The 22,242-nt window shown below is 70.4% G+C and carries 24 protein-coding genes and 1 riboswitch; of the genes, 3 read left to right on the top strand and 21 right to left on the bottom strand.

The genetic code is table 11. The features are described 5' to 3' along the window. Nucleotide 1 precedes the first annotated feature (1 nt). The 4 genes from infC to ACQ0O7_RS03385 form a co-directional block, all read right to left on the bottom strand. On the bottom strand, nucleotides 2-616 hold the full coding sequence (infC, locus tag ACQ0O7_RS03400; RefSeq protein WP_430780248.1) for a translation initiation factor IF-3: 615 nt from the start codon (nucleotides 614-616) through the stop codon (nucleotides 2-4). A 388-nt stretch (nucleotides 617-1,004) separates the two neighbouring features. Then, nucleotides 1,005-1,448, bottom strand: coding sequence for a PH domain-containing protein (locus ACQ0O7_RS03395; RefSeq protein WP_430780247.1), 444 nt, complete (start codon nucleotides 1,446-1,448; stop codon nucleotides 1,005-1,007). A 1-nt stretch (nucleotide 1,449) separates the two neighbouring features. Beyond that, on the bottom strand, nucleotides 1,450-2,292 hold the full coding sequence (gene hisG, locus ACQ0O7_RS03390; RefSeq protein ID WP_430780246.1) for an ATP phosphoribosyltransferase: 843 nt from the start codon (nucleotides 2,290-2,292) through the stop codon (nucleotides 1,450-1,452). Between the two features lie 43 nt (nucleotides 2,293-2,335). Then, complete coding sequence (locus tag ACQ0O7_RS03385) at nucleotides 2,336-2,599, bottom strand: phosphoribosyl-ATP diphosphatase (RefSeq protein WP_430780245.1); 264 nt, start codon at nucleotides 2,597-2,599, stop codon at nucleotides 2,336-2,338. Nucleotides 2,600-2,676: 77 nt separating this feature from the next. On the opposite strand from ACQ0O7_RS03385, the gene ACQ0O7_RS03380 reads away from it, so the two are divergent. The 3 genes from ACQ0O7_RS03380 to ACQ0O7_RS03370 are packed head-to-tail and all read left to right on the top strand — an operon-like array spanning nucleotide 2,677 to nucleotide 5,132. Next, the gene (locus tag ACQ0O7_RS03380) at nucleotides 2,677-3,555 is read left to right on the top strand and encodes an ABC transporter substrate-binding protein (RefSeq protein WP_430780244.1); all 879 of its coding nucleotides are present in this window, start codon (nucleotides 2,677-2,679) and stop codon (nucleotides 3,553-3,555) included. After that, a complete protein-coding gene (locus ACQ0O7_RS03375; protein ID WP_430780243.1) occupies nucleotides 3,552-4,391 on the top strand; it encodes an amino acid ABC transporter permease in 840 nt (279 codons plus the stop codon). Before ACQ0O7_RS03380 ends, ACQ0O7_RS03375 begins: the two co-directional genes overlap by 4 nt. Continuing rightward, nucleotides 4,392-5,132 (top strand): amino acid ABC transporter ATP-binding protein, encoded by a 741-nt coding sequence (locus ACQ0O7_RS03370; RefSeq protein ID WP_430780242.1) that lies wholly within the window; start codon nucleotides 4,392-4,394, stop codon nucleotides 5,130-5,132. A 51-nt stretch (nucleotides 5,133-5,183) separates the two neighbouring features. On the opposite strand, the gene ribH is transcribed toward ACQ0O7_RS03370, so the two are convergent. From ribH to pyrF, 17 genes are all read right to left on the bottom strand, one after another. Next, nucleotides 5,184-5,660, bottom strand: coding sequence for a 6,7-dimethyl-8-ribityllumazine synthase (gene ribH, locus ACQ0O7_RS03365; protein ID WP_430780241.1), 477 nt, complete (start codon nucleotides 5,658-5,660; stop codon nucleotides 5,184-5,186). Between the two features lie 45 nt (nucleotides 5,661-5,705). Further along, nucleotides 5,706-6,911: a bifunctional 3,4-dihydroxy-2-butanone-4-phosphate synthase/GTP cyclohydrolase II gene (locus ACQ0O7_RS03360; protein ID WP_430780240.1), complete on the bottom strand. Its 1,206-nt coding sequence runs from the start codon at nucleotides 6,909-6,911 to the stop codon at nucleotides 5,706-5,708. After that, complete coding sequence (locus ACQ0O7_RS03355) at nucleotides 6,904-7,503, bottom strand: riboflavin synthase (protein WP_430780239.1); 600 nt, start codon at nucleotides 7,501-7,503, stop codon at nucleotides 6,904-6,906. The genes ACQ0O7_RS03360 and ACQ0O7_RS03355 overlap by 8 nt, the downstream gene beginning before the upstream one ends. 45 nt (nucleotides 7,504-7,548) lie before the next feature. Further along, nucleotides 7,549-8,601 carry a bifunctional diaminohydroxyphosphoribosylaminopyrimidine deaminase/5-amino-6-(5-phosphoribosylamino)uracil reductase RibD gene (ribD, locus tag ACQ0O7_RS03350; RefSeq protein WP_430780238.1) on the bottom strand — a complete coding sequence of 351 codons (1,053 nt, stop codon included), beginning with the start codon at nucleotides 8,599-8,601 and terminating at the stop codon, nucleotides 7,549-7,551. Nucleotides 8,602-8,735: 134 nt separating this feature from the next. Next, nucleotides 8,736-8,910: riboswitch (FMN riboswitch) on the bottom strand. Nucleotides 8,911-8,984: 74 nt separating this feature from the next. Continuing rightward, nucleotides 8,985-9,980: a GGDEF domain-containing response regulator gene (locus ACQ0O7_RS03345; protein WP_430780237.1), complete on the bottom strand. Its 996-nt coding sequence runs from the start codon at nucleotides 9,978-9,980 to the stop codon at nucleotides 8,985-8,987. 57 nt (nucleotides 9,981-10,037) lie between these two features. Beyond that, a complete protein-coding gene (gene rpe, locus ACQ0O7_RS03340) occupies nucleotides 10,038-10,709 on the bottom strand; it encodes a ribulose-phosphate 3-epimerase (RefSeq protein WP_430780236.1) in 672 nt (223 codons plus the stop codon). Between the two features lie 52 nt (nucleotides 10,710-10,761). Continuing rightward, nucleotides 10,762-12,231 carry an RsmB/NOP family class I SAM-dependent RNA methyltransferase gene (locus ACQ0O7_RS03335; protein WP_430780235.1) on the bottom strand — a complete coding sequence of 490 codons (1,470 nt, stop codon included), beginning with the start codon at nucleotides 12,229-12,231 and terminating at the stop codon, nucleotides 10,762-10,764. Next, entirely contained in the window at nucleotides 12,228-13,154 is a 927-nt protein-coding gene (fmt, locus tag ACQ0O7_RS03330; protein ID WP_430780234.1) for a methionyl-tRNA formyltransferase, read from the bottom strand. The genes ACQ0O7_RS03335 and fmt overlap by 4 nt, the downstream gene beginning before the upstream one ends. Nucleotides 13,155-13,158: 4 nt before the next feature. After that, complete coding sequence (gene def, locus ACQ0O7_RS03325) at nucleotides 13,159-13,731, bottom strand: peptide deformylase (protein ID WP_430780233.1); 573 nt, start codon at nucleotides 13,729-13,731, stop codon at nucleotides 13,159-13,161. Nucleotides 13,732-13,822: 91 nt separating this feature from the next. Continuing rightward, complete coding sequence (locus tag ACQ0O7_RS03320; RefSeq protein WP_430780232.1) at nucleotides 13,823-16,345, bottom strand: primosomal protein N'; 2,523 nt, start codon at nucleotides 16,343-16,345, stop codon at nucleotides 13,823-13,825. 352 nt (nucleotides 16,346-16,697) lie between these two features. Then, nucleotides 16,698-17,261 carry a histidine phosphatase family protein gene (locus ACQ0O7_RS03315; RefSeq protein WP_430780231.1) on the bottom strand — a complete coding sequence of 188 codons (564 nt, stop codon included), beginning with the start codon at nucleotides 17,259-17,261 and terminating at the stop codon, nucleotides 16,698-16,700. 128 nt (nucleotides 17,262-17,389) lie between these two features. Continuing rightward, nucleotides 17,390-18,580, bottom strand: coding sequence for a methionine adenosyltransferase (metK, locus tag ACQ0O7_RS03310; protein WP_430780229.1), 1,191 nt, complete (start codon nucleotides 18,578-18,580; stop codon nucleotides 17,390-17,392). A 60-nt stretch (nucleotides 18,581-18,640) separates the two neighbouring features. Further along, entirely contained in the window at nucleotides 18,641-19,846 is a 1,206-nt protein-coding gene (coaBC, locus tag ACQ0O7_RS03305; RefSeq protein WP_430780335.1) for a bifunctional phosphopantothenoylcysteine decarboxylase/phosphopantothenate--cysteine ligase CoaBC, read from the bottom strand. Between the two features lie 138 nt (nucleotides 19,847-19,984). Next, nucleotides 19,985-20,248 carry a DNA-directed RNA polymerase subunit omega gene (rpoZ, locus tag ACQ0O7_RS03300; protein ID WP_430780228.1) on the bottom strand — a complete coding sequence of 88 codons (264 nt, stop codon included), beginning with the start codon at nucleotides 20,246-20,248 and terminating at the stop codon, nucleotides 19,985-19,987. A gap of 13 nt (nucleotides 20,249-20,261) precedes the next feature. Next, nucleotides 20,262-20,849: a guanylate kinase gene (gmk, locus tag ACQ0O7_RS03295; RefSeq protein ID WP_430780334.1), complete on the bottom strand. Its 588-nt coding sequence runs from the start codon at nucleotides 20,847-20,849 to the stop codon at nucleotides 20,262-20,264. A gap of 32 nt (nucleotides 20,850-20,881) precedes the next feature. Beyond that, a complete protein-coding gene (gene mihF, locus ACQ0O7_RS03290) occupies nucleotides 20,882-21,199 on the bottom strand; it encodes an integration host factor, actinobacterial type (protein ID WP_043528493.1) in 318 nt (105 codons plus the stop codon). A gap of 184 nt (nucleotides 21,200-21,383) precedes the next feature. Further along, nucleotides 21,384-22,214 carry an orotidine-5'-phosphate decarboxylase gene (gene pyrF / locus ACQ0O7_RS03285; protein WP_430780227.1) on the bottom strand — a complete coding sequence of 277 codons (831 nt, stop codon included), beginning with the start codon at nucleotides 22,212-22,214 and terminating at the stop codon, nucleotides 21,384-21,386. Nucleotides 22,215-22,242 lie beyond the last annotated feature (28 nt).

Here is a 22,242-nt window from a genome sequence, read left to right as displayed (position 1 = left end):
ACTACTGTGCGGTGGTGTCGGCAGGGGTCGCTGCCGGTTCTTCGGCGGCGGCACCATCGCCCTCGCGCGGCTCACGGGCGGGCTTGGCGCCAGCGGCGACGGCAGCAACGGCAGCGGCCTTGGTGGCCCGGTGCGGAGCAAGCACCATGATCATGTTTCGACCGTCCTGCTTCGGGCTCGCCTCGACGAAACCGAGTTCGGAGATCTCCTCGCTGAGCCGGCGCAGCAGCCGGAAACCCAGTTCGGGGCGGCTCTGCTCACGGCCGCGGAACATGATCGTCACCTTGACCTTGTCGCCCGCCTTGAGGAACCGCACCACGTGACCCTTTTTGGTCTCGTAGTCGTGCGGGTCGATCTTCGGCCGCAGCTTCATTTCCTTGATGACGGTCTGCTGCTGGTTGCGCCGTGCTTCGCGGGCCTTGAGTGCGCTCTCGTACTTGAACTTGCCGAAGTCCATGAGCTTGCACACCGGCGGCCGCGCCATCGGAGCAACCTCGACCAGATCCAGATCGACGTCCGCGGCCAGCTGGAGAGCGCGCTCGAGCGGCACGATGCCGACCTGCTCACCCTCCGGACCGACCAGGCGGACCTCACGGGCCCGGATCTGTTCGTTCACGCGTGGTTCGACGCTGATGGGGCCTCCTCAGTTGAATACCTCACCCGGCCGTTGAGGCTGGGCGCTGCCAATGTCGGTCGGCCCCGAGTGTCCCGCTGGCCGCGGGACGCCGGGAAAGCAGAAGGCCCCGCACGCGCTGGTGAAAAAGCGCATGCCGGGGCCCGCTCGACCGGTCATCGGCGTCCACGAGGAGACGCACACCCGGCAAAGGAAAACCCCTGCCAGGGAGACCGGACCCAGCCACTCCAGTGACTCGGGTGGGAACCAGCGGGCTCCTCTTTCGCGTCCTCCCCGAAGAGAGGACGTGGTCGACTGCCCGCAAGTCTATCAGCCCGCTGAGCTGGATCAGCCTGCCCTCCCGGCCCTCGCCTCGCGGCGGTGCGACCGGTCAGGCGTGCGAAGCCGAATGCAGAGCCCTCAGGGCACGGACGCCGTCCACCGCGTAGTCCTTGTCGACCGCCTGCAGGGCGTGGATCGGCACCTGGTCGTCGTTCTCCAGCTCCAGGTGCGCCCACGCCGAGTTCCGGTCGAACCGGACCGCGCGCACCACGTTCCACGGCAGGTCGTAGCCGCCGATCACGTTACGCACGTGCACGCCGTCGTCGTCGGCGGTGACCCGCGGCCGGCAGAACGCCAGCACCCCCAGCCCGAGCAGGATGCCCAGGCCGATCATGGCGAGCTGGTCGCCGCGCTGGAAGCTGGCGTTCGAGTTCTGGAAGCCGGCCGAGCCGGTCAGGCCGAAACTGATCACGGTGAAGAACAGCGCCAGCGCTATCGCCAGGGGCACGGCCACCCAGCGGATCTTCTTCGGGCGGTACAGCACAGCGGTCATCTCAGAGCCTGCAATTCGCGATGGCGGTCACCAGGATGGCACGGGCGCCGAGGTCGTACAGCTCGTCCATGATCCGGTGCACCTCACTGCGCTGGACCATCGCCTGGACGGCCACCCAGCCCTCCCGGTGCAACGGCGAGACGGTCGGCGACTCGATGCCGGGGGTCAGGGCGGTGGCCTGGTCGAGCAGGTCGGCCCGGACGTCGTACGCCAGCATCACGAAACTGCGGGCCACCAGCACGCCGTGCAGCCGGCGCAGCAGTTGCGCGGCCGGCCCGGCGGCCTCCTCGTCCCGCCCGATCAGGATCGCCGACGACTGCATGATCGGCTCACCGATGGTGACCAGGCCCGCCTGGCGCAGCGTCGCGCCGGTCTCCACCACGTCGGCGATCAGGTCGGCGACGCCGAGCCGGACCGCGTTCTCCACCGCGCCGTCGAGGCGCACCACGTCCGCCTTCAGCTCGTGCTCGGCCAGGTAGCTGCCGACCACACCGGGGTACGCGGTGGCGATCCGGCGGCCACCGAACTCCTCGACACCGGTGATCGTCCCGGCCGGGGCGGCCCAGCGGAAGGTGGCCCGGCCGAAGTTCAGGTCGAGCAGTTCGGCGGCCGGCACCCCGGAATCGACAAGCAGGTCCCGGCCGGTGATGCCGAGATCCAGATCACCGGAGCCGACGTACGTCGCGATGTCCTTCGGCCGCAGGTAGAAGAACTCGACGTTGTTGGCTTCGTCACGGCAGATCAGGTCTTTGGGATCGGTGCGCTGGCGGTACCCGGCGTCCCGCAACATCTGTGACGCGGGTGCCGAGAGGGTGCCCTTGTTCGGAATGGCGATGCGTAGCATGACGTGCTCCTTCGATCTGTGAACGGGTCGGCGGGACGCGCGTTCACAGATGTCGGTAGACGTCCTTCAGCTCCAGACCGGACGCGATCATCAGGCACTGGACCTGGTAGAGCAGCTGGGAGATCTCCTCGGCGGTGCGCTCCGGTCCCTCATGCTCGGCGGCCATCCACGACTCGGCCGCCTCCTCGACGACCTTCTTGCCGATGAAGTGCACCCCTCGCTCGAGTGCCGCGACCGTGCCCGAACCGGGTGTCTTGTCGGCCGCCTTGCTTTGCAACTCGGCAAACAGTTCTTCGAAGGTCTTCACGAGTAGCGATTGTGGCAGCTCATCACGTCTTGACGACGAACGCCCCCAGCCCGTGGGACGTCTTCTAAGCTCCGGGCATGGTCAGCCGTTTCCCCTCCCTCGCCGTCGGTGGCGCAGCCGTGCTGCTCGCCACCCTGACGGCCTGCTCCCCCGTGGACGAGGAGAGCACCGACAACGCCTCCGCCCCGTCGGCCTCCGCCGCCGACACGTGTGAGCCGGCGTCACTGAAGACCCTCGCCGCCGGGAAGCTCACCATCGGCACCGACACCCCGGCGTACGAGCCATGGTTCAGCGACAACAAGCCGGACAACGGCAAGGGCTTCGAGTCCGCGGTGGCCTACCAGTTGGCCGAGCGTCTCGGGTACCAGAAGTCCGACGTGGTCTGGACCAGTGTGACGTTCAACAACGCGATCGCGCCGGGCCCGAAGAAGTTCGACATCGACATCAACCAGTTCTCCATCACCGACGAGCGCAAGCAGGCCGTCGACTTCTCCTCGCCGTACTACCTGGTCCGCCAGACGGTGATCACCACCAAGGGCTCGAAGATCGCCGGCGCCAAGTCGCTCGCCGACCTGAAGGGCGCGAAGCTGGGCGGCCAGGTCGGCACCACCAGCTACACCGCGATCACCGACCTGATCAAGCCGGATGCCGCCCCGTCGGTGTTCAACAACAACGACGACGCCAAGAAGGCGCTGGAGAACGGCACCGTCGACGGCATCGTGGTGGACCTGCCGACCGCGTTCTACATGACCGCGGCCGAGCTGGAGGACGGCGTGATCATCGGCCAGCTGGCCCAGGTCGGGGTGCCCGAGCAGTTCGGCATGGTGCTGGACAAGGGCTCGCCGCTGACCGGCTGCGTCAGCAAGGCGGTCGACCAGCTCCGCCAGGACGGCACCCTCGCCGTGCTGGAGAAGACCTGGCTCGCCGACACCGCCGGAGCCCCTGAACTCTCGTGAAGCACCAGCCCAGCACCAGGCAACTGGAGCGGATCGCCTACCGTCGCGGACGGGCGATCCGCTCCGTTCTGCTGGCCGCCGCATCGACGGCCGTCGTCGGAACCGCACTCGCCCTCGGTGTCACCGGGGCACCCGGCTGGGACCGGGTCAAGACCTCGTTCTTCGACCCGGACGCCGCCGTCAAATACCTCCCGGACATCCTGGAGGGCCTCTGGCTCAACCTGAAACTGCTGGTGGTCTGCGCGACCCTGGCACTCAGCCTGGGCCTGATCATCGCGGTGCTGCGCACCCTGCGCGGGCCGGTCTTCTTCCCGGTCCGGGCGCTGGCCACCGGCTACACGTACTCGTTCCGCGGTCTCCCGCTGATCATCGTGATCTACCTGTTCGCCTTCGGCATCCCCGGACTGCGGCTGCAGGGCACCCCGGACGTGCTGTGGCTGGGCGCGGCGGCGATCATCGTGACGTACGGCGCCTACCTGGCCGAGGTGTTCCGGGCCGGCATCGAGTCGGTGCACCCCAGCCAGATCGCGGCGGCCCGCTCGCTCGGGCTCAGCTACCGGCAGGCGATGCGGCACGTGGTGCTGCCCCAGGCCATCCGCCGGGTGTCACCGCCCCTGCTCAACGACACCGTGGCGTTGCAGAAGGACGTCGGCCTGATCTCGCTGGCCGGACCGATCGACGCGATCCGGGCGGCCCAGATCGGCGTCGCCCAGGACGCCAACTTCACCCCGTACATCGTCGCCGGGGTGTTGTTCGTCCTTCTCGCCCTGCCGCTGATCGCGGTCACCGACTGGGTGACCCTGCGGGCGGCCCGTCGCCAGAACGCGGGGAACTAGGTGCTGCTCTCCTGCCAACAGGTCCGCAAGGTCTTCGGCGACCACGTCATCCTGGACGGGCTCAGCCTGGACGTCGGCGAACACGAGGTGGTGGCCCTGATCGGCGCCTCCGGCTCGGGCAAGTCCACCCTGCTGCGCTGCGTCAACCTGCTCACCGAGATCGACGACGGGACCATCCACCTGGACGGTGACGAGATCACCGACCCGCGCGCCGATCCCGACGAGGTGCGCCAGCGCATCGGGCTGGTGTTCCAGAGCTACAACCTGTTCCCGCACATGACCGTGCTGGACAACATCACCCTGGCGCCGGTACGCGTACACAAGAAGCCTGTGAAGGAAGCTCGTGAGCAGGCGATGCAGTGGCTGGACCGGGTCGGCCTGGCCGACAAGTCGGGCAGTTATCCGGACCGGCTCTCCGGCGGCCAGCAGCAGCGGGTCGCCATCGTCCGCGCGCTGGTCAACAATCCGCGGCTGCTGCTGCTCGACGAGGTCACCTCGGCGCTCGACCCGGAGCTGGTCGGCGAGGTCCTCACCATGATCCGTGACCTCAAGGGCGAGGGCATGACGATGGTGCTGGCCACCCACGAGATGGGGTTCGCCAAGCAGGTCGCCGACCGGGTGGCGTTCCTGGACGGCGGCAAGGTGCTCGAACAGGGGCCGCCGGAGCAGGTGCTCGGCGACCCCGTCGAGGCCCGGACCAGGCAGTTCCTGGCCCGGATCATCGAAGCCGGCCGCCTCTGAGCCCGTGTGGTGATCTCCGGCACGCACCGGAGATCACCACACGAACGTGGGTTACTGCTTCTCCACCTCACGGATGGCGATCGCCGCGTCCAGCACGGCGACCGTGCTCTGCCAGCCCTTGTCCTCGATCGAGTCCTCCAGGCCGGCCCGGTCCCGGGCCTGGCCCAGGCTCTGCACGGTGAGCACCCCGTGCGCGACCGGGGTGCCCTCGTCCAGCGCCACCCGGGTCAGGCCCGCGGTGACCGCGTCACACACATACTCGAAATGCTGGGTCTCGCCCTTGATCACGACGCCCAGAGCGACCACCGCGTCGAACTTGCGGGCCATCGCCTGGGCCACCACCGGCAGCTCGACCGAACCGGCCACCCGCGCGATGACCACCTCGGTCACCCCGCACGCCTCGGCGGCGGCCGTCGCCCGGTCGATCATGTGGTCGACCAGGTCGCTGTGCCACCGGGAGCCGACGATGCCGAGCCGTAGCCCGGCGGCGTCGACGGTCTGCATGTGTGGATCACCGAAGCCGGCCATGAGAATCCCCCTTCATCGTCATTGTTCACCCCGAACGGGGGACGGTCAGGCCAACTCGGCGAACAGGTGACCCATCCGGTCGCGCTTGGTCCGCAGGTACCTGACGTTCTCCGGGTGCAGCCGCACCGGCAACTCCTCCCGGCCGGTCACCCGCAGCCCGTACCCCTCCAGCCCGGCCCGTTTCGCCGGATTGTTGGTCAGCAGGCGCATCGACCGGACACCCAGGTCGGCGAGGATCTGCGCACCGGTGCCGTAGTCCCGGGCGTCGGCCGGCAGACCCAGTTCCAGGTTCGCGTCCACGGTGTCGAACCCGCGGTCCTGCAACTGGTAGGCCTGGAGTTTGTGCAGCAGGCCGATCCCCCGGCCCTCGTGACCGCGCATGTAGAGCACCACACCGCGACCGGCCGCCGCGACCCGCTCCAGGGCGGCGTCCAGCTGCGGCCCGCAGTCGCAGCGCCGGGAACCGAAGACGTCACCGGTCAGGCACTCCGAATGCACCCGGACCAGCACGTCCTCACCGTCGCTCAGATCACCGAAGACCAGCGCCACGTGCTCGCCGTGATCGGCCTCGGTGCGGTAGCCGACAGCGGTGAAGACGCCGTGCTCGGTCGGCATCACCGTCTCCACCACCCGCTCCACCTGAGCGTGGTCCCGGCCCAGGTAGGCGACCAGGTCGGCGATGGTGATCAGGGCGACGCCGTGCTCGGCGGCGAACCGCTCCAGGTCCGGGCGGCGCTGCATGGTGCCGTCGTCGTTGACCATCTCGCAGAGCACCCCGGCCGGGCGCGCCCCGGCGAGCGCCGCCAGGTCGACGGCGGCCTCGGTGTGCCCCGGGCGGCGCCGCACGCCACCCCGGCGGGCCCGCAACGGGACCACGTGACCCGGCCGGTTGAAGCTCTCCGGGCCGCTGTCCGCCGAGGCCAGCAGCCGGATCGTGTGGGCCCGGTCAGCGGCCGAGATGCCGGTGGTGATGCCGTGGCTCGCGTCCACCGTCACCGCGTACGCCGTCTTGAGGGTGTCCTGGTTCGTCTGGACCATCGGCGGCAGATCCAGCCGGTCGGCCTCGGCCTCCGGGATCGCCACGCAGATGTAGCCCGACGTGTAGCGGACCATGAAGGCGACCAGCTCCGGCGTGGCGTGCTCGGCCGCGAAGATCAGGTCGCCCTCGTTCTCCCGGTCCTCGTCGTCCACCACGATCACCGCCTTACCGGCCGCGATGTCCGCGATGGCGCGCTCGATGTCCTCAAACATTGCGGCTCCCCAACATCTTCTCGACATACTTGGCGATCACGTCGACCTCGAGGTTGACCGGATCGCCGATGGCCTTGCCGCCCAGCACGGTCAGCTTCGAGGTGGCCGGGATCATCCCGATCGCGAAGCCGTCCCCGTCGACCTCCATCACCGTCAGCGACACCCCGTCGACGGTGATCGAACCCTTCTCCACCACGTAGCGCGCCAGCTCGGGCGGCAGCGAGAAACGCACCACCTCCCACTGGTCGGCCGGCTCCCGGGCGATGATCCGCGCCACCCCGTCCACGTGGCCCTGCACCAGATGACCGCCGAGGCGGCTGCCCAGGGCGGCGGCCCGCTCCAGGTTGACGTTGCTCCCGGCCCGCAGAGCCCCGAGTGAGGTACGCCGTAGCGTCTCGCCCATCACATCGGCGGTGAACACCCCGTCGACATTGTCGATCACGGTGAGGCAACAGCCGTTCACCGAGATCGAATCGCCATGCCGTGCGTCCGAGGTGACCAGCGGACCGCGCACGGCGATCACGGCGGAGTCCCCGGCTCCTTCGGTGAGGCTCACGATCTCGCCCAGTTCTTCGATGATTCCGGTGAACATCGCGGGGATGTCCCTTCTTTCCGATTACGGGTGGTGGGCGGGGCGTTATGGCTTTGGACGGAGTGTTGCGGTGAACCGCAGATCGCCACCGATCTGCGTGATCTCCAGGAAGTCCAGGTCGACGGCGTCGGTGACGGTGCCGATCCCGGCGTCGACGATCGCGGTCCGGCCGGCGCCCAGCAGCTTCGGCGCCACGTAGCCGATCACCCGGTCGATCAGCCCGGCCGCCAGGAACGCGCCGGCCAGCGTCGGGCCGCCCTCCAGCAGCACGTTGCGGACCCCGCGGGCGAACAACGCGGTGAGCATGGCGGTCAGGTCGACCCGGCCGTCCGGCCCGGCGCCGGCCTCGGCGGTGGTGACGATCCAGGTCGGCGCGGCGGCGTCCCGGACCCGGGCACCCTCCGGGGTACGCCCGGAGGAGTCCACCACCACCCGCAGCGGCTGCTTGATGGCGAGTGTCCCGTCCCGCAGATCCCGGACGGTCAGCTGCGGATCGTCGGCGAGCACGGTCCCGGCCCCGGCGACGATCGCGTCGACGGTGCTGCGCAGCACGTGCACGTCGGCCCGCGACTCGGCCGAGGAGATCCACTGGCTGGTGCCGTCGGCGGCGGCCGACCGCCCGTCCAGGGTGGCCGCGAACTTCCAGGTCACGTAGGGCCGGCCACGCCGGACCGCGGTCAGCCACGCGACGTTGCCCAACTCGGCCTCGGCCCGCCGGACGCCGGTGGTCACCTCGATGCCGGCCGCCCGCAGAGTGGCCGCGCCACCCGCGGCGACCGGGGTCGGATCGTCGACGGCGATCACCACCCGGCGGACCCCGGCGTTGATCAGGGCGTCCGAGCACGGGCCGGTCCGGCCGGTGTGGTTGCACGGCTCCAGGGAGACCACGCAGGTCCCGCCGCGGGCCCGCTCACCGGCCTGGGCCAGCGCCACGATCTCGGCGTGCGGGCCGCCCGCGTAGGCGTGGAAACCCTCCCCGACCACGTCGCCGTCCGGGCCGAGCAGGATGCAGCCGACCACCGGGTTGGGGCTGGTCGTGCCGAGGCCCCGGGCGGCCAGCGCGACAGCGCGGCGCATCGCCTCGTCCTCGGTCACCATGACGGATCCTCTCGCGCGGAACGGTCACGCGCTGAGAGAAAGGTGGGAGAAACGCCAGGAAACGGACATTTAGGGTACGCTTCGCGCACCCCGGCTGAATCGCGCCCCACTGAGGGCACGACCCGTCCGAATCCGCGCGCTGTCTCCCATCCGGACTGTCTGACCAGCATCAGCTGATCAACCGTCGGCCCTGGAGTCTCACCAGGTCCACCGCTTGCCCTTGGTCAGGGCAACCGGGTCGCGGGCTTACCGTCGCTCTCGCGTCGGATCACCGCCGGTTCGGAATTTCACCGAGTCCCGCCAGCGCGTGGTGGGTCACCCCCGAGTCTTGCACGGGATCGCGATTTTGCCACCCACCGGGGGACCTACCTCACTACCGGGAATTACTCGGTTTCGCGACGGCGATCGATCGCCACGTACGAACCGGGCTGGCTCTTGGCCACCTTCTTCATCTCCGACGCCACCGCGATCACCGCCCGCGGATCGGTGAACCGGCGCCCGTCCTCGGTCGCCTGCGCCACCCCGATCGAGAGCGTGACCAGCGCGGCCTTCTGCTTGTTGCCACGCCGGTCGGGCACCTCGATGTAGCCGCGCTGGGCGTCCTTCGGCTCGTACAGCCGGTCCGCGGCGGTCTCGAAATCGGTCACCGTCCGCTGGGTCAGCGGCAGCACCTGGGTCGGCTCACAGATGAACACGAAATCGTCGCCGCCGATGTGCCCGAGAAAGATCGACGGCTTCCCGGTCTGGCTCGACGCCCGCTGCAGGCTACGGGCCAGCGCGATGATGAACTCGTCGCCACGGTCGAACCCGTACACGTCGTTGACGCTCTTGAACCGGTCCACGTCGATGTAACCGACCGAGTAGTCCCGGCCCGACCGGATCCGGTCGCTGATCTCCCGGCGCACCCGGGCGTTACCCGGCAGACTGGTCAGCGGCGACACCTCACGCGCGTCCTTGTGCCGGCGCAACGTGTTGGTGACCCGGGCGATCAGCTCCTCCAGGTCGAACGGTTTCACCAGATAGTCGTCGGCACCGGCCTGCAACCCGTGCACCTTGTCACCGGTCAGCCCCATCGCGGTCAGCATGATCACCGGGATCGACGAGGTCAGCGGCTCGGCCCGCATCTGCCGGATCAGCTCGACACCGTCCATCCTCGGCATCATCCAGTCGATCACCGCGAGCTCCGGCAGATGCGTCTCCAGCAGGTCGAGCGCCTCCTGCCCGTCCCGGGCCCGGATCACCTCGAAACCACGCAGCTTGAGATTGAACTCGACGAAACCCGCGATGTCCTGATCGTCGTCGACCACCAGGATGAGACTCGGCCCCTCCTCGGGGTCCAGCTCGGGATCGATATCGGGAAGCGGCTCAGCCTTGCTCATCGCACCTTCCAGCCAGCACCGAAGCGTAAGGCTCGATAATGGTCCCCGAACCGCCCGTCACGCCAGTCCCATACGCCCCGCGGCCAGAGCCCGAAGCTTCCGGATCGCCTCCGCCGGGTCGGCCGCGCCGTAGACCGCGGTGCCCGCCACGAACGCGTCGGCACCCGCCTCGGCGGCCCGCTCGATGGTGTCCGCGGCGATCCCGCCGTCCACCTCGATGCGGATCTCCAGGTCGTTGACGGCGACCCGGCGGCGCACGTCACTCACCTTGCCGAGCAGCTCCGGCATGAACGCCTGCCCACCGAAACCCGCCTTGATCGTCATGATCAGGATGGTGTCGAAGTGCGGCAGCAACTCCAGGTAGGGCTCGACCGGGGTGTCCCGGTCGATCGCCAGCCCGGCCTTCGCCCCGGCCGCGCGCAACGTCTTCGCCAGCGCCACCGGGTCGTCGCACGCCTCGGCGTGGAAGGTCACGTTGTACGCCCCGGCCTCGGCGTAGGCCGGAGCCCACCGCTGCGGGTCGGTGATCATCAGGTGCACGTCGAACGGGATCGTCGTGGCCTTGCGCAGGCTCGTCACCACCGGCAGGCCGATCGTCAGGTTCGGCACGAAGTGGTTGTCCATGACATCCACGTGCACCCAGTCGGCCGCGCCCTCGATGGCCCGCACCTCCTCCCCCAGCCGGGAGAAGTCGGAGGCGAGGATGCTCGGCGCGATGATGGGTTCCACGGGCCGAGTCTATGACGTGCGGCCGGGGCGCTCCCGCCCCGGCACCACGTCGTCAGCTGGTCCGGCGCAACACGGCCAGGAACATCGCGTCCGTCCCGTGCTTGTGCGGCCAGAGCTGCACCGTCGGCCCGGGACCCAGACTCGGCATGCCCGGCGGCAACAGCGGCCGGGCGTCCACGAAGTCCACCTCGACGCCACTGCGCCGGGCCCCCTCGCTGACCGTCACCTGCGTCTCCACCATGTGCGGCGAGCACGTCACATACGCCACCACACCACCCGGCCGGACCGCCCGCAGCGCCGCCACCAGCAGCTCCCGCTGAAGCCGGGTGAGCGGCGGCAGGTCGGCCGGCTGCCGGCGCCACCGCGACTCGGGCCGGCGCCGCAGCGAACCCAGCCCGGTGCACGGGGCGTCCACCAGCACCCGGTCGAAGCCCTCCTCCGGCAGATCCGGATCCCGGCCCACCGAACGGCCGTCCATCGGCAGCACCGTCACCGGCATGCCCTCGGTCGCCTGATCCACCAGCCGGGCCCGGTGCTCGGCCACCTCGACCGCGGTCACCTCGGCACCCCGGCCGGCCGCGATCGCGCCGATCAGGCCGGTCTTGCCACCCGGGCCGGCACACAGGTCCAGCCAGCGGGTGTCCCGCCCCTCGACCGGCGCCGCCAGCAGCGCCGCCGCCACCAGCTGGGAGCCCTCGTCCTGCACGTGCGCGCGGCCCTGACGGATCGCGGCCAGATCGCGCGGGGCACCGCCGTTCAGGTACACCGAGTACGGCGAGAACGCCCCCGGCACCCCGTTCACCTCGTCGGCCAGCTCGACCGCGTCGGCCCGGCCCGGACGGGCGCACAGGTGCACCGTCGGCGGCTGGTTGTCCTCGATCAGCAGCCGGGCGGTGTCCTCCAGGTCGCCACCGAGCGCCTCGGCGAACGACCGGATCACCCACTGCGGGTGGTGGTGGATCACCGAGAGATGAGCGATCGGATCGTCCTCGTACGGCGGCGCGAGCCGCTCCAGCCACGTCTCCAGCGGGGTCTCGGAGATCGTCCGCATCACCGCGTTGGCGAACCCGGACGCGCCGGGCGCCACCGAACGCACCAGGTCCACCGTCTGATTCACCGCGGCGTGCGTCGGCACCCGGGTGTAGAGCAGCTGGTAGGCGCCGAGCCGCAGCGCGTCCCGGGCCGGCGGGTCGATCCGGGAGACCTCCCGGTCGGCGGCCGCCGCGATGATCAGGTCGAGGGTGCCGACCGCCCGCAGCGTGCCGTAGGTCAGCTCGGTCGCGAACGCCGCGTCCCGCCCGTGCAGGCCCATCCCGTTCAGGATGTCGGCCAGGACCAGGTTCGCGTACGCGTCGTCCCGGTGCACGGCGGCCACCGCCTCATACGCCGCCTGCCGTGCCGGATCCGCCGGTGGCCGCCCGGCGCGCGGAGCCCGGCCGCTGCGGTCGTCCCGGGGATGGCCCGGGCCGCTCGGGCGGCTCGGCCGTCCACCGTGCGGCCGTGGAGCCCTGTGTTCCGTCACGCCAGTCTCTCCCCTGCTTCGATCCGCATACCGCGGGCCCAGTCCGTCGCGGACATGGGTTTCTTACCTGCCGCCCGGACCTCGCCGAGCTGCACCGGCGTGGTGGCCGTGCCGGCCAGAACCTGCTTGCGCTCCACCAGCAGCTCACCCGGCCGCAGTGCCGGGGCGTTGGCCACCGGCCGCACCGGCCCCAGTTTCAGCCGCTCGTCGCGCAGAGTCGTCCACGCGCCCGGCGCCGGAGTGCACGCCCGGATCCGCCGGTCCACCGCGAACGCCGGATCGTCCCAGCGCACCCGCGCGTCGTCGGCGCCCAGTTTCGGCGCGAACGACACCCCGTCGTGCGGCTGGGTGTGCGCCCGCGCGGTGCCCGCCTCGATCGCGTCCAGCACCGCCACCAGCAGCCCGGCCCCCTCGACGGCGAGCCGCTCCAGCAGCATGCCGGAGGTGTCGTTGAACCGGATCTGCTCGGTCAGCGTCCCGAACACCGGGCCGGTGTCCAGGCCCGCCTCCAGCTCGAACACGCTGGCCCCGGTCACCTCGTCACCGTGCAGGACCGCGTGCTGCACCGGCGCCGCGCCACGCCACGCGGGCAGCAGCGAGAAATGCAGATTGACCCAGCCCCGTTTCGGGATCTCCAAGGCCGAGGGCGGAACCAGGGCGCCGTACGCCACCACCGGCACACAGTCCGGCGCGATCTCCCGCAGCCGCTCCTGGAACTCCGGATCCCGCGGCTTCTCCGGGGTCAGCACCTCGATGCCGCGCTCGTCGGCCCACGCGCCGGCCGGCGAACGGACCAGACGGCGACCCCGGCCGGCCGGGGCGTCCGGGCGGGTGACCACGGCCACCAGCTCGTGCCCGGAGGCGGCGATCGCGTCCAGGCTGGGCACCGCTACCGCCGGAGTGCCGGCGAAGACCAGGCGCATCCGCTCACCGCCCCGGGCTGAAGAGACCGGACCCGAAGACCCCGCTGCCGTGCGGGTTCTCCTTGATCGTGGGCGGCTTGGCGGCGTCATACCACTCGGCACTGCGGATCTGCTTCATCGCGTCCTTGCGGGCGGCCGCGTCCAGCCGGTCCAGGAACAGCACCCCGTCCAGGTGGTCGGTCTCGTGCTGGACACAGCGGGCCATCAGCCCGGTGCCGACCAGCTGGACCGGGTCGCCGAACTCGGTGAAGCCGTTGGCCACCACGTTCTGCCGGCGCTTGGTGTCGATGTAGATCCCCGGGATGGACAGGCAGCCCTCCGGGCCGTCCTGCTCCTCCTCGTCGGGGAAGGACAGCACCGGGTTGACGATGTGCCCGACCACGTCGTCCACGTCGAAACTGAACACGCGCAAGCCCACACCGAGCTGCGGCGCGGCCAGACCGGCCCCGCCCTCGTCACGCATCGTCTCGATCAGGTCCTTCACCAGATTGCGCAGTTCCTTGTCGAAATCGACGACGTCATCGGCCGGCGTGCGCAGCACCGGGTCACCGAAGAGGCGGATGGGCTGAACGGTCACGCGGTGAGACTCCTGACTCTGGTGGGCAGCACCCACCCAGTCTACGGAGTGACGCGGGTAACGCTGGCCCGCCTCTTCCCTGACGGACCACTCAGAACAGGTCCGCCGGATCCACCTGAACCCGCACCGGCAGGGTGGCCTTCTTCGCACTGCGCACCCCGGCCGCCTCGTGCAGCGCGTGCGCCAGATCGGCGGCCCGCGACCGGGTCACCCGCAACAGCATCCGCTCCTGGTCGTCACCGGCCGGCACCGGGCCGAGCACCTCGGTGTTCTCCGGCAGGCGGGCCAGCCCGAGCAGCTCGTTGACCGCCACCGTCTGCCCGGTGACACTCGCCATCCGGGCCGCCGGCGGAAACCCGAGATCACGTCGCTCGGCCAGCTCCCGGGCCGCGAACCAGCCCGGATCCCACCGCAGCAGCGCCTGCACCGGGGCCAGCGAACCGTCGGCGACCACCACCACCCGCCCGCCGCCGGCCGCCGGGCGGGCCAGCGCCGCCGCGTTCAGCCAGCGCCGCATCGTCTCCTCGGCCGCCCGCAGATCGGCCCGGCTCAGCAGCGCCCAGGTGTCCAGCAGCAGCACCGCCCCGAAACCGCCGTCGGCCACCGGCTCCGCCCCCGGCGTCGCCACCACCAGCGCCGGCTCGGCCGGAACCGTGGCCAGCACCTCGTCCCGCCCCGACGTGCGCACCGGGAACCCGGCGAACGCCCGCCCCATCTCCTCCGCCGTCCGGCGCGCACCGATCACCGAGGCCCGCAGCCGCCGGTCGTGACAGACCGGGCACTCCCAGGCCGCCGCCGCCCGCCCGCACCAGTGACACACCGGCACGTCCCGGGCACCCTGCAGACCCAGCGAGCCGGAGCAGTGCGCACACCGCGCCGGGGTACGGCACTCGGCGCACGCCACCGACGGCAGGTAACCGCGCCGGGGCACCTGCACCAGCACCGGCTGCCCCGCCTGCAACGCCTGCCGGGCCGCCTGCCACGCCACACTCGGCAGCCGGGCGACCACCGCACCCGGGTCCCGGGCCAGCTGCGAGTCGTCACCGGTCGGCATGATCAACGGAATCCGGGCCCGGCGCACCGCACGGTCCGCGGCGATCTCCCGGGCCCACCCGGTCTCCAGGAGCAACTGCCCCTCACCGGTACGCGCGAAGCCCGCCACCAGCGCCGCGCAGTCCGCCAGCCGCGCCCGGGTCAACAGGACGTCCCGCGCGTGCGGGTAGGGCGCGCGCGGCTCGGCGTGCACATCGTCACCGTCGTCCCAGATGACCACCAGCCCGAGATCGGCCACCGGCGCCCACATCGCGGCCCGCGTCCCCACCACCACCGGCACCCGGTGACGACTCGCCGCGAGAAACCGCCGGTAGCGCTCGGCCGGGCCGAGAGCCGCGTTCAGCGCCACGTGCAGCCCGTCCCCGAGGGTGTGCCGCAACGCACGGTCCACGCGGTCCAGATCCCGGGCGTCGGCGACCACGATCACCACCCCGCGCCCGCCCCGCACGGTCGCCGCCGCCGCCTCGGCGATCCGGGCCGGCCAGTCCTCCCCCGGCAGGCCCGACCAGACGGCCCGGGGAGCCCGCCCGTCCTGGAGAGCCCGGAGAAACGCGCTCCCGGTCGGATAGGCGTCCCACCCACCGGCAGCCGCCTCCCGAATCGCGGAAAGATCCAGCCCGCCACCGCCCGGAGCCGCATCACCCGGAGCCAGGTCACCCAGCGCCGCATCACCCGGAGCCAGGTCACCCAGCGCCGCATCACCCGGAGCCAGGTCACCCAGCGCCGCGTCATCCGCGAGCGTTTCACCCGACGCCCCGCCACCCGCGACCACGCCACGCAGCACCCCGCCACCCGGAGCCGCGCCACGTGACACACCGCCACCCGGAGCCGCGTCACCCACCGCCGCATCATCCGGGAGCGCTTCACCCGACGCCGCGCCAAACGCGACCACGTCGCCCGGCTCCGTGTCACCGGGGACAAGCCCGCCCGGCGTGGCGTCGCCCACGCCGATAACGCCCGACGCCGAATTGCCCGACGCCGCATCACCCGACATCGCATCACCCGACGTTGCATCACCCGACGTTGCGGAATCCGGCAACGCGGTGGCCGACCCGGTGCCGCCCGGTATCTCATCGGCACCAGCCCCGATCGGCTCGTCCGTCGGCGTCGGCGTCGGCGATGGCGATGGCGATGGCGTCAGTAATGGTGATGGTGGTGTCGCTCGCGGTGTGGGGCTCTGTGACTCGACCCGGGCATGGCGTGGAGGCACTGCCAGGCGCAGCACGTCGGCCAGATTGCCGGCATACCGGTCGGCGACCGCCCGCGCCAGCCGCGCGATCTCCGGGTCGAGCACACGCTCGGCGGAGACCACCCTCTCCAGGTAGGAGAGCTTGCCGCCGTGCTCCGAACTCTCCACCCGGGCCAGCAGAAACCCGCTGACCAGCTGCCCGGCGAACCGCACCTTCACCCGGACGCCCGGCTGGGCCGCCGCGTCGTCGGCGCTGGAGACCAGATAGTCGAACGGCCGGTCGAGATGCGCCAGCGCCACATCGACGCACACCCTGGCGACGGGTAGCCGCTCAGCCGGCTCCCGTTCCCCGCGCACTCCCTTACTGGTCATCGCCGAACATTCTGCCCGCCGGGTATGACACTTCCTCCCCGGCTCTCCCCGGCAAGGAGAGGGAACCGGGGCGCGGCCGATTCCGCCGGAGAGAAGCCGGGCGCGCGCTGGCGCCACGCGAGAGGGAAGGCGCGCAAGCGGGGAGGGGCATGACCGGCCCCGCGTAGAGGCCGGGGCCGGGGAAGGAACCTTTCGGCTCCGGAGCCGCAAGGCCGGACGAGCCGATGCGGGAGGCTTCCCAGAGCGGGGAGGGCCGGACCGGCCGCCCGGAACGGCCGGAACGGCCGGAAGGCAGGTTACGGGAACCGGACCGGCGGACCCGCGACACGACGGGGAGACGGACCGCTGGCGGTCAGTGGGTCAGGCAGCTCACCGTCGCGGCCCGGAGATCGATCTCGACGATGTCCGGGGAGCGCAGGCCGGCCCAGAACCGGGCCGGATCGGTGGCCAGCTGGTAGCGGCTGGCCATCCACACCGTCAGGGCGAGGCCGTGGGTGCCGATGACGAGGGTGCGGTTCTGAGCGACGGCTTCGGCCGCGTGCCGCACCACCGCGGCGTCGAAGCGGCCGATCACCTGGTCGTGGGGTTCCCAGCCGTCGGGGCGTTCGCCGCGGGTGTAGGCGAGGGCCGCCGAGTGGTAGCCCCCGTCGGCGAACCACACGTGTGGCCGGTGCACTTCGGCGAGGCCGGCGTCGCGGACCACCCGCTGGGCGCCGGCGATCTCCTGGATGGTCTGTGCGGCTTTGGGTTCGGTGCTGGCCACGTAGTACGCCGGATGGCGGACGTGCAATCGGAGCAGGCGGGCGGCGACCCGGCTCTCCGGTGCGAGCTGCCACTGCTCGGCCGGCACGTCCGGATCGACCGCCGGCATGGCGTGGCGGACGACGATCACCCGTTCACCCTGGACAGCCGCCATCACCGGAGCGTAGCCGCCGGAACCACCCACGAGACTCATGCGGACGAACACGCGAACCGAGCCCCGCCGGATCAACACGAACGGCCGGTGACCCGTCGGGGGTCGCCGGCCGTTCGGAGGGACTGCGGTCAGGACGCGGCGTTCTTCAGGTCCTGGGCGCGGTCGGTGCTCTCCCACTTGAGGTCGGGGAGTTCCCGGCCGAAGTGGCCGTACGCCGCGGTCTGCTGGTAGATCGGGCGCAGCAGGTCGAGGTCGCGGATGATCGCGGCCGGGCGCAGGTCGAAGACGTCGTTGATGGCCTTCTCGATCTTCTCGACCGCCACGTTCTCGGTGCCGAAGGTCTCCACGAACAGGCTGACCGGGTGGGCCTTGCCGATGGCGTAGGCGACCTGGACCTCGCAGCGCTCGGCGAGGCCGGCGGCGACGACGTTCTTGGCGACCCAGCGGGTGGCGTACGCCGCGGACCGGTCGACCTTGGACGGGTCCTTGCCGGAGAACGCGCCGCCACCGTGGCGGGCGTAACCGCCGTAGGTGTCCACGATGATCTTGCGACCGGTGAGGCCGGCGTCACCCATCGGGCCGCCGATCTCGAAGCGGCCGGTCGGGTTGACCAGCAGCCGGTAGCCGTCGGTCTCCAGGCCGAGGCCCTCCAGCTCGGGCGCGATCACGTGCTCGCGGACGTCCGGCGTGAGCAGCGACTCGAGCGAGATGTCCGCGGCGTGCTGCGACGACACCACGACGGTGTTGAGGCGGACCGGGCGCAGGCCGTCGTACTCGATGGTGACCTGGGTCTTGCCGTCCGGGCGGAGGTACGGGATGGTGCCGTCCTTGCGCGCCGTGGACAGGCGGCGGGCCAGCCGGTGCGCGAGGGCGATCGGCAGCGGCATCAGCTCGGGCGTCTCCGAGCAGGCGAAACCGAACATCATGCCCTGGTCGCCGGCGCCCTGCGAGTCGAGCACGTGCTCACTGTCGCCGGAGCGCAGCTCGATGGCGCTGTCGACACCCTGGGCGATGTCCGGCGACTGCGAGCCGATCGAGACGCTGACGCCGCAGGAGGCGCCGTCGAAGCCCTTCTTCGACGAGTCGTAGCCGATGCCCAGGATGGTGTCGCGCACGATCTTGGGGATGTCGGCGTAGGCCTGGGTGGTGACCTCACCCGCCACGTGCACCTGACCGGTGGTGATCAGGGTCTCCACCGCGACGCGGCTGCGCGGGTCCTGGGCCAGCAGGGCGTCGAGAATCCCGTCGCTGATCTGGTCAGCGATCTTGTCCGGGTGGCCTTCCGTGACCGACTCGGAGGTGAACAGGCGGCGTGCCACGGTGCTCCTCAGATTTGTCGAATAAACGTAACGCGGAAGTCTAGCCAGAGTGGCTCCAGCTCAGCCGACCTGGGCTTCCAGGCGGCTCACCACTTGGTCGAAAATCATATCGGCCACATCGTCTTTGGGCAGTTCCCCATGGGTGGCGGTGAAGCCGTCCGCCCCCAGAAGGGTAACGGTGTTGCTGTCCTGGCCGAACACTCTCGCCGCCCCCACTTCGTTGACCACGATGAGGTCCGCGCGCTTGCGGGCGAGCTTGCCGCGGGCGTTCTCCAGGGCGTCGTGGGTCTCCGCCGCGAACGCGACGAGCACCTGCCCGGGACGTTTGGCCGCGCCCAGTTCGGCCGCGATGTCCGGGTTCGTGACCAGGGCGATCGGGCCGGGCGTACCGTCGTCGGTCTTTTTGATCTTCTGCTCGGCGATCGACGCCGGCCGGAAGTCGGCGGGCGCCGCGGCCATCACCACGACGTCGGCCGAGCCGGCCGCCCGCACGGTGGCCTCGCGCAGTTCCTCGGTGGTGCCGACCCGGACGAGATCGACGCCGGCCGGGTCAGGCAGTCCGACGTTGGCCGAGACCAGCGTCACCCGGGCACCGCGCGCGACGGCGACCCGGGCCAGCGCGTAACCCTGCTTGCCGGACGACCTGTTGCCCAGGAACCGGACCGGATCGAGTGGTTCCCGGGTCCCGCCCGCGGTCACCACCACGTGCCGTCCGGCCAGATCACGGTCAAGACCACCCCTGCGGTGTACGCGTACCGCCACCTCGAAGATCGACGCCGGGTCCGGCAGCCGGCCCTTGCCGGTGTCCGCCCCGGTCAGACGGCCCACCGCGGGCTCGATGACGATGGCGCCGCGCTCGCGCAGGATGGCCACGTTGGCGCGGGTCGCCGGGTTCTCCCACATCTCGGTGTGCATGGCCGGCGCGTAGACGACCGGGCAGGTGGCGGTGAGCAGCGTGTTGGTGAGCAGGTCGTCGGCGATCCCGTGGGCGGCCTTGGCGAGCAGGTCGGCGGTGGCCGGCGCGACCACCACCAGTTCGGCGGCCCGCCCGATCCGCACGTGCGGCACCTCGTGCACGTCGTGCCAGACCTCGGTGGCGACCGGCCGCCCGGAGAGGGCCGACCAGGTGGGCTCACCGACGAACTTGAGCGCTGAGGCGGTCGGCACCACCCGGACGCCGTGGCCGGACTCGGTGAACAGCCGCAGCAGCTCACAGGCCTTGTAGGCGGCGATGCCCCCGCCCACGCCCAGCACGATCTCGGTCACGTCACGCACTCCCGCCTCAACACCAGATTCAACCGTGACCACCGTCACGCGGGGTCCGGGGCTCGGCCCCCGGGACAGATATGCGGAGTGCCCCCGGTTCGCGCTTTCCGCGAACAGAGGGCACCCAGGAACAAAGTGTTACGGAGCGTCGGTGGCCTCGGCGGTCAGCAGGCCGGCGTTGATCTCGCGCATCGCGATCGACAGCGGCTTCTCCTGCGGAGTGGTCTCCACCAGAGGGCCGACATACTCCAGCAGACCCTCACCGAGCTGGCTGTAGTAGGCGTTGACCTGGCGGGCGCGCTTGGCCGCGAAGATCACCAGCGAGTACTTCGACGAGGTCTTGTCGAGCAGCTCGTCGATCGGCGGGTTGGTGATGCCTTCGGGATTCGCGATGGTTCCCACTGTGGTGAAGTCCTTAATGCTCGTGGGCGAGGTATAACGAACCGAGCAATCCTACCAGCTCATCGGCGGCACGCTCGACGTAGTCGTTGACGACGGTGCAGTCGAACAGGGATTGCGCGGCCATCTCCTCGTCCGCGTGGGCGAGGCGGCGCTTGATCGTCTCCTCGTCGTCGGTCCCCCGGCCGATGAGCCGCCGCTGCAGCTCCTCGAGGCTCGGCGGGGCCAGGAAGACCAGCTGGGCCTCCGGCATGGCGGCACGGACCTGTCGTGCGCCCTGGAGGTCGATCTTCAAGAGAACGGGTCGGCCCTGACGGAGCCAGCCCTCGACCTGCGCGCGGGGCGTGCCGTAGAGGTTGCCCGCGAATTCCGCCCACTCCAGGAGCTGGTCACCGTCGACCAGTCGCTGGAACTCGGACCGGGTCACGAAGTGGTAGTGCTCGCCGTCGGTCTCGTAGTCGCGCTTCTTGCGTGTTGTCACCGACACCGAGAGTTTGATCCACGGCGAGCGCAGCCGGATCAGCTCGATCACACTGTCCTTCCCGACCCCGGAGGGGCCGGAGAGGACAGTGAGGCGGGCTGCCGGCTGCGCGTCGTCATCCATGCTCACGGCTCATTCCTACACGAGCCGATGAGTCAGTTCGCAGCGAACTCCCCCAGGAGGGCCTTACGCTGCTGGTCGCCGAGACCCCGGAGCCGGCGGCTCTCGGCGATCTTCAGCTTCTCCATGATCTGCGTCGCGCGGATCTTGCCGATGCCCGGCAGTGCCTGAAGCACGGCCGAGACCTTCAGCTTGCCGACGACCTCGTCGCCTTCCGCGCGCTCGAGCACGGCGGCGAGGGTGGTCTTGCCGGACTTGAGCTGTTCCTTCAGCTCAGCCCGAGCCTTGCGAACTTCCGCGGCCTTCTCCAGCGCAGCCTGACGCTGTTCGGGGCTCAATGACGGGAGCGGCACCAGTTCTCCTCAGGTCCCTGAGCGGCGGTAGTTCAATACCGGCGCTTCTGTGAAACGTGGTGTGCCAAGGAACCAAAGGGGCATGTGGTTCCCTAGCGCCGGGAAAACTAGCGGTCAAAACCGCTTTCGGCAACGTGGGGGTACCCCCGAACCGCCTGATCGGAACCCTGCTAAGCAGGCCGTTTCACCCGAGCGCGGAGCGGCAGCCGTCCAGGACGCGCTCCGCGGCGGCCCGCAGATCCGCGATTTCCGGGCCCGCGGCGAGAACTTCGCGTGAGTACGACGGCAACACGTTGTGAAGGGCCTCACCGAAGACCGCGCGCAGGTCATCGGGGGTTCCGCCCTGCGCTCCGAGGCCCGGCGCGAGCAGCGGGCCGTTGACCGCGGAGAGGTCGTGGCCGGTCTCGCCGATCGTCGCTCCGACGACCAGCCCGAAACTTCCGAGCGTCTCCGCACCCGCGTTGAGCTGGGAAATCTCATCGATCACAGTTTGCGCGACGGTTTTGCCGCCGGGCCCGACGGCGTGCTGGACGGCCGGCCCCTCGGGGTTCGAGGTGAGCGCCAGGACGAAGACACCACCCCCGTGAGCGGTCGCGGATTCGAACGCGGGACGCAGCGAACCGACTCCGAGATAGGGACTCACAGTAATCGCGTCAGCACAGAGAGTGCTATCCGGATTGAGGTACGCGTCGGCGTACGCAGCCATCGTCGAGCCGATATCGCCACGCTTCACATCGAGCAGGACAAGAGCACCGGCCTCTTTGGACTGTCGGATAGTTGACTCTAGAACCGCGACTCCACGTGACCCAAATCTCTCAAAAAATGCGGACTGTGGCTTCAGAACAGCCACCCGATCGGCCAGCGCCTCGACCACCGTACGGGCGAAGCGTTCCAGGCCGGAGATGTCGTCCGGGAGGCCCCACCGAGACAGCAGAGCGGCGTGCGGGTCGATGCCGACGCACAGGGGACCACGCTCCGCAACCGCCGCGTGGAGTCGTTCGCCGAAGGTTTCCATCAACAATTCCTACTTTCGAGTCAGCCGG

Origin of the sequence: Actinoplanes sp. G11-F43, from assembly GCF_050589265.1 — a bacterium.
In the GTDB taxonomy this organism is placed as follows: Bacteria; Actinomycetota; Actinomycetes; order Mycobacteriales; family Micromonosporaceae; genus Actinoplanes.
Note: the sequence above shows the minus strand (reverse complement) of the source record. Positions and strands in the feature narration are given on the sequence as shown.

Coding starts and splice junctions, on each gene's coding strand:
- ACQ0O7_RS03395 (WP_430780247.1), bottom strand. CDS start 1,448: ATGACCGCTGTGCTGTACCGCCCGAAGAAGATCCGCTGGGTGGCCGTG.
- hisG (WP_430780246.1), bottom strand. CDS start 2,292: ATGCTACGCATCGCCATTCCGAACAAGGGCACCCTCTCGGCACCCGCG.
- ACQ0O7_RS03380 (WP_430780244.1), top strand. CDS start 2,677: ATGGTCAGCCGTTTCCCCTCCCTCGCCGTCGGTGGCGCAGCCGTGCTG.
- ribH (WP_430780241.1), bottom strand. CDS start 5,660: ATGGCCGGCTTCGGTGATCCACACATGCAGACCGTCGACGCCGCCGGG.
- ACQ0O7_RS03360 (WP_430780240.1), bottom strand. CDS start 6,911: ATGTTTGAGGACATCGAGCGCGCCATCGCGGACATCGCGGCCGGTAAG.
- ACQ0O7_RS03355 (WP_430780239.1), bottom strand. CDS start 7,503: ATGTTCACCGGAATCATCGAAGAACTGGGCGAGATCGTGAGCCTCACC.
- ribD (WP_430780238.1), bottom strand. CDS start 8,601: ATGGTGACCGAGGACGAGGCGATGCGCCGCGCTGTCGCGCTGGCCGCC.
- ACQ0O7_RS03345 (WP_430780237.1), bottom strand. CDS start 9,980: ATGAGCAAGGCTGAGCCGCTTCCCGATATCGATCCCGAGCTGGACCCC.
- fmt (WP_430780234.1), bottom strand. CDS start 13,154: ATGCGCCTGGTCTTCGCCGGCACTCCGGCGGTAGCGGTGCCCAGCCTG.
- ACQ0O7_RS03320 (WP_430780232.1), bottom strand. CDS start 16,345: ATGACCAGTAAGGGAGTGCGCGGGGAACGGGAGCCGGCTGAGCGGCTA.
- ACQ0O7_RS03315 (WP_430780231.1), bottom strand. CDS start 17,261: ATGGCGGCTGTCCAGGGTGAACGGGTGATCGTCGTCCGCCACGCCATG.
- gmk (WP_430780334.1), bottom strand. CDS start 20,849: ATGGATGACGACGCGCAGCCGGCAGCCCGCCTCACTGTCCTCTCCGGC.
- pyrF (WP_430780227.1), bottom strand. CDS start 22,214: ATGGAAACCTTCGGCGAACGACTCCACGCGGCGGTTGCGGAGCGTGGT.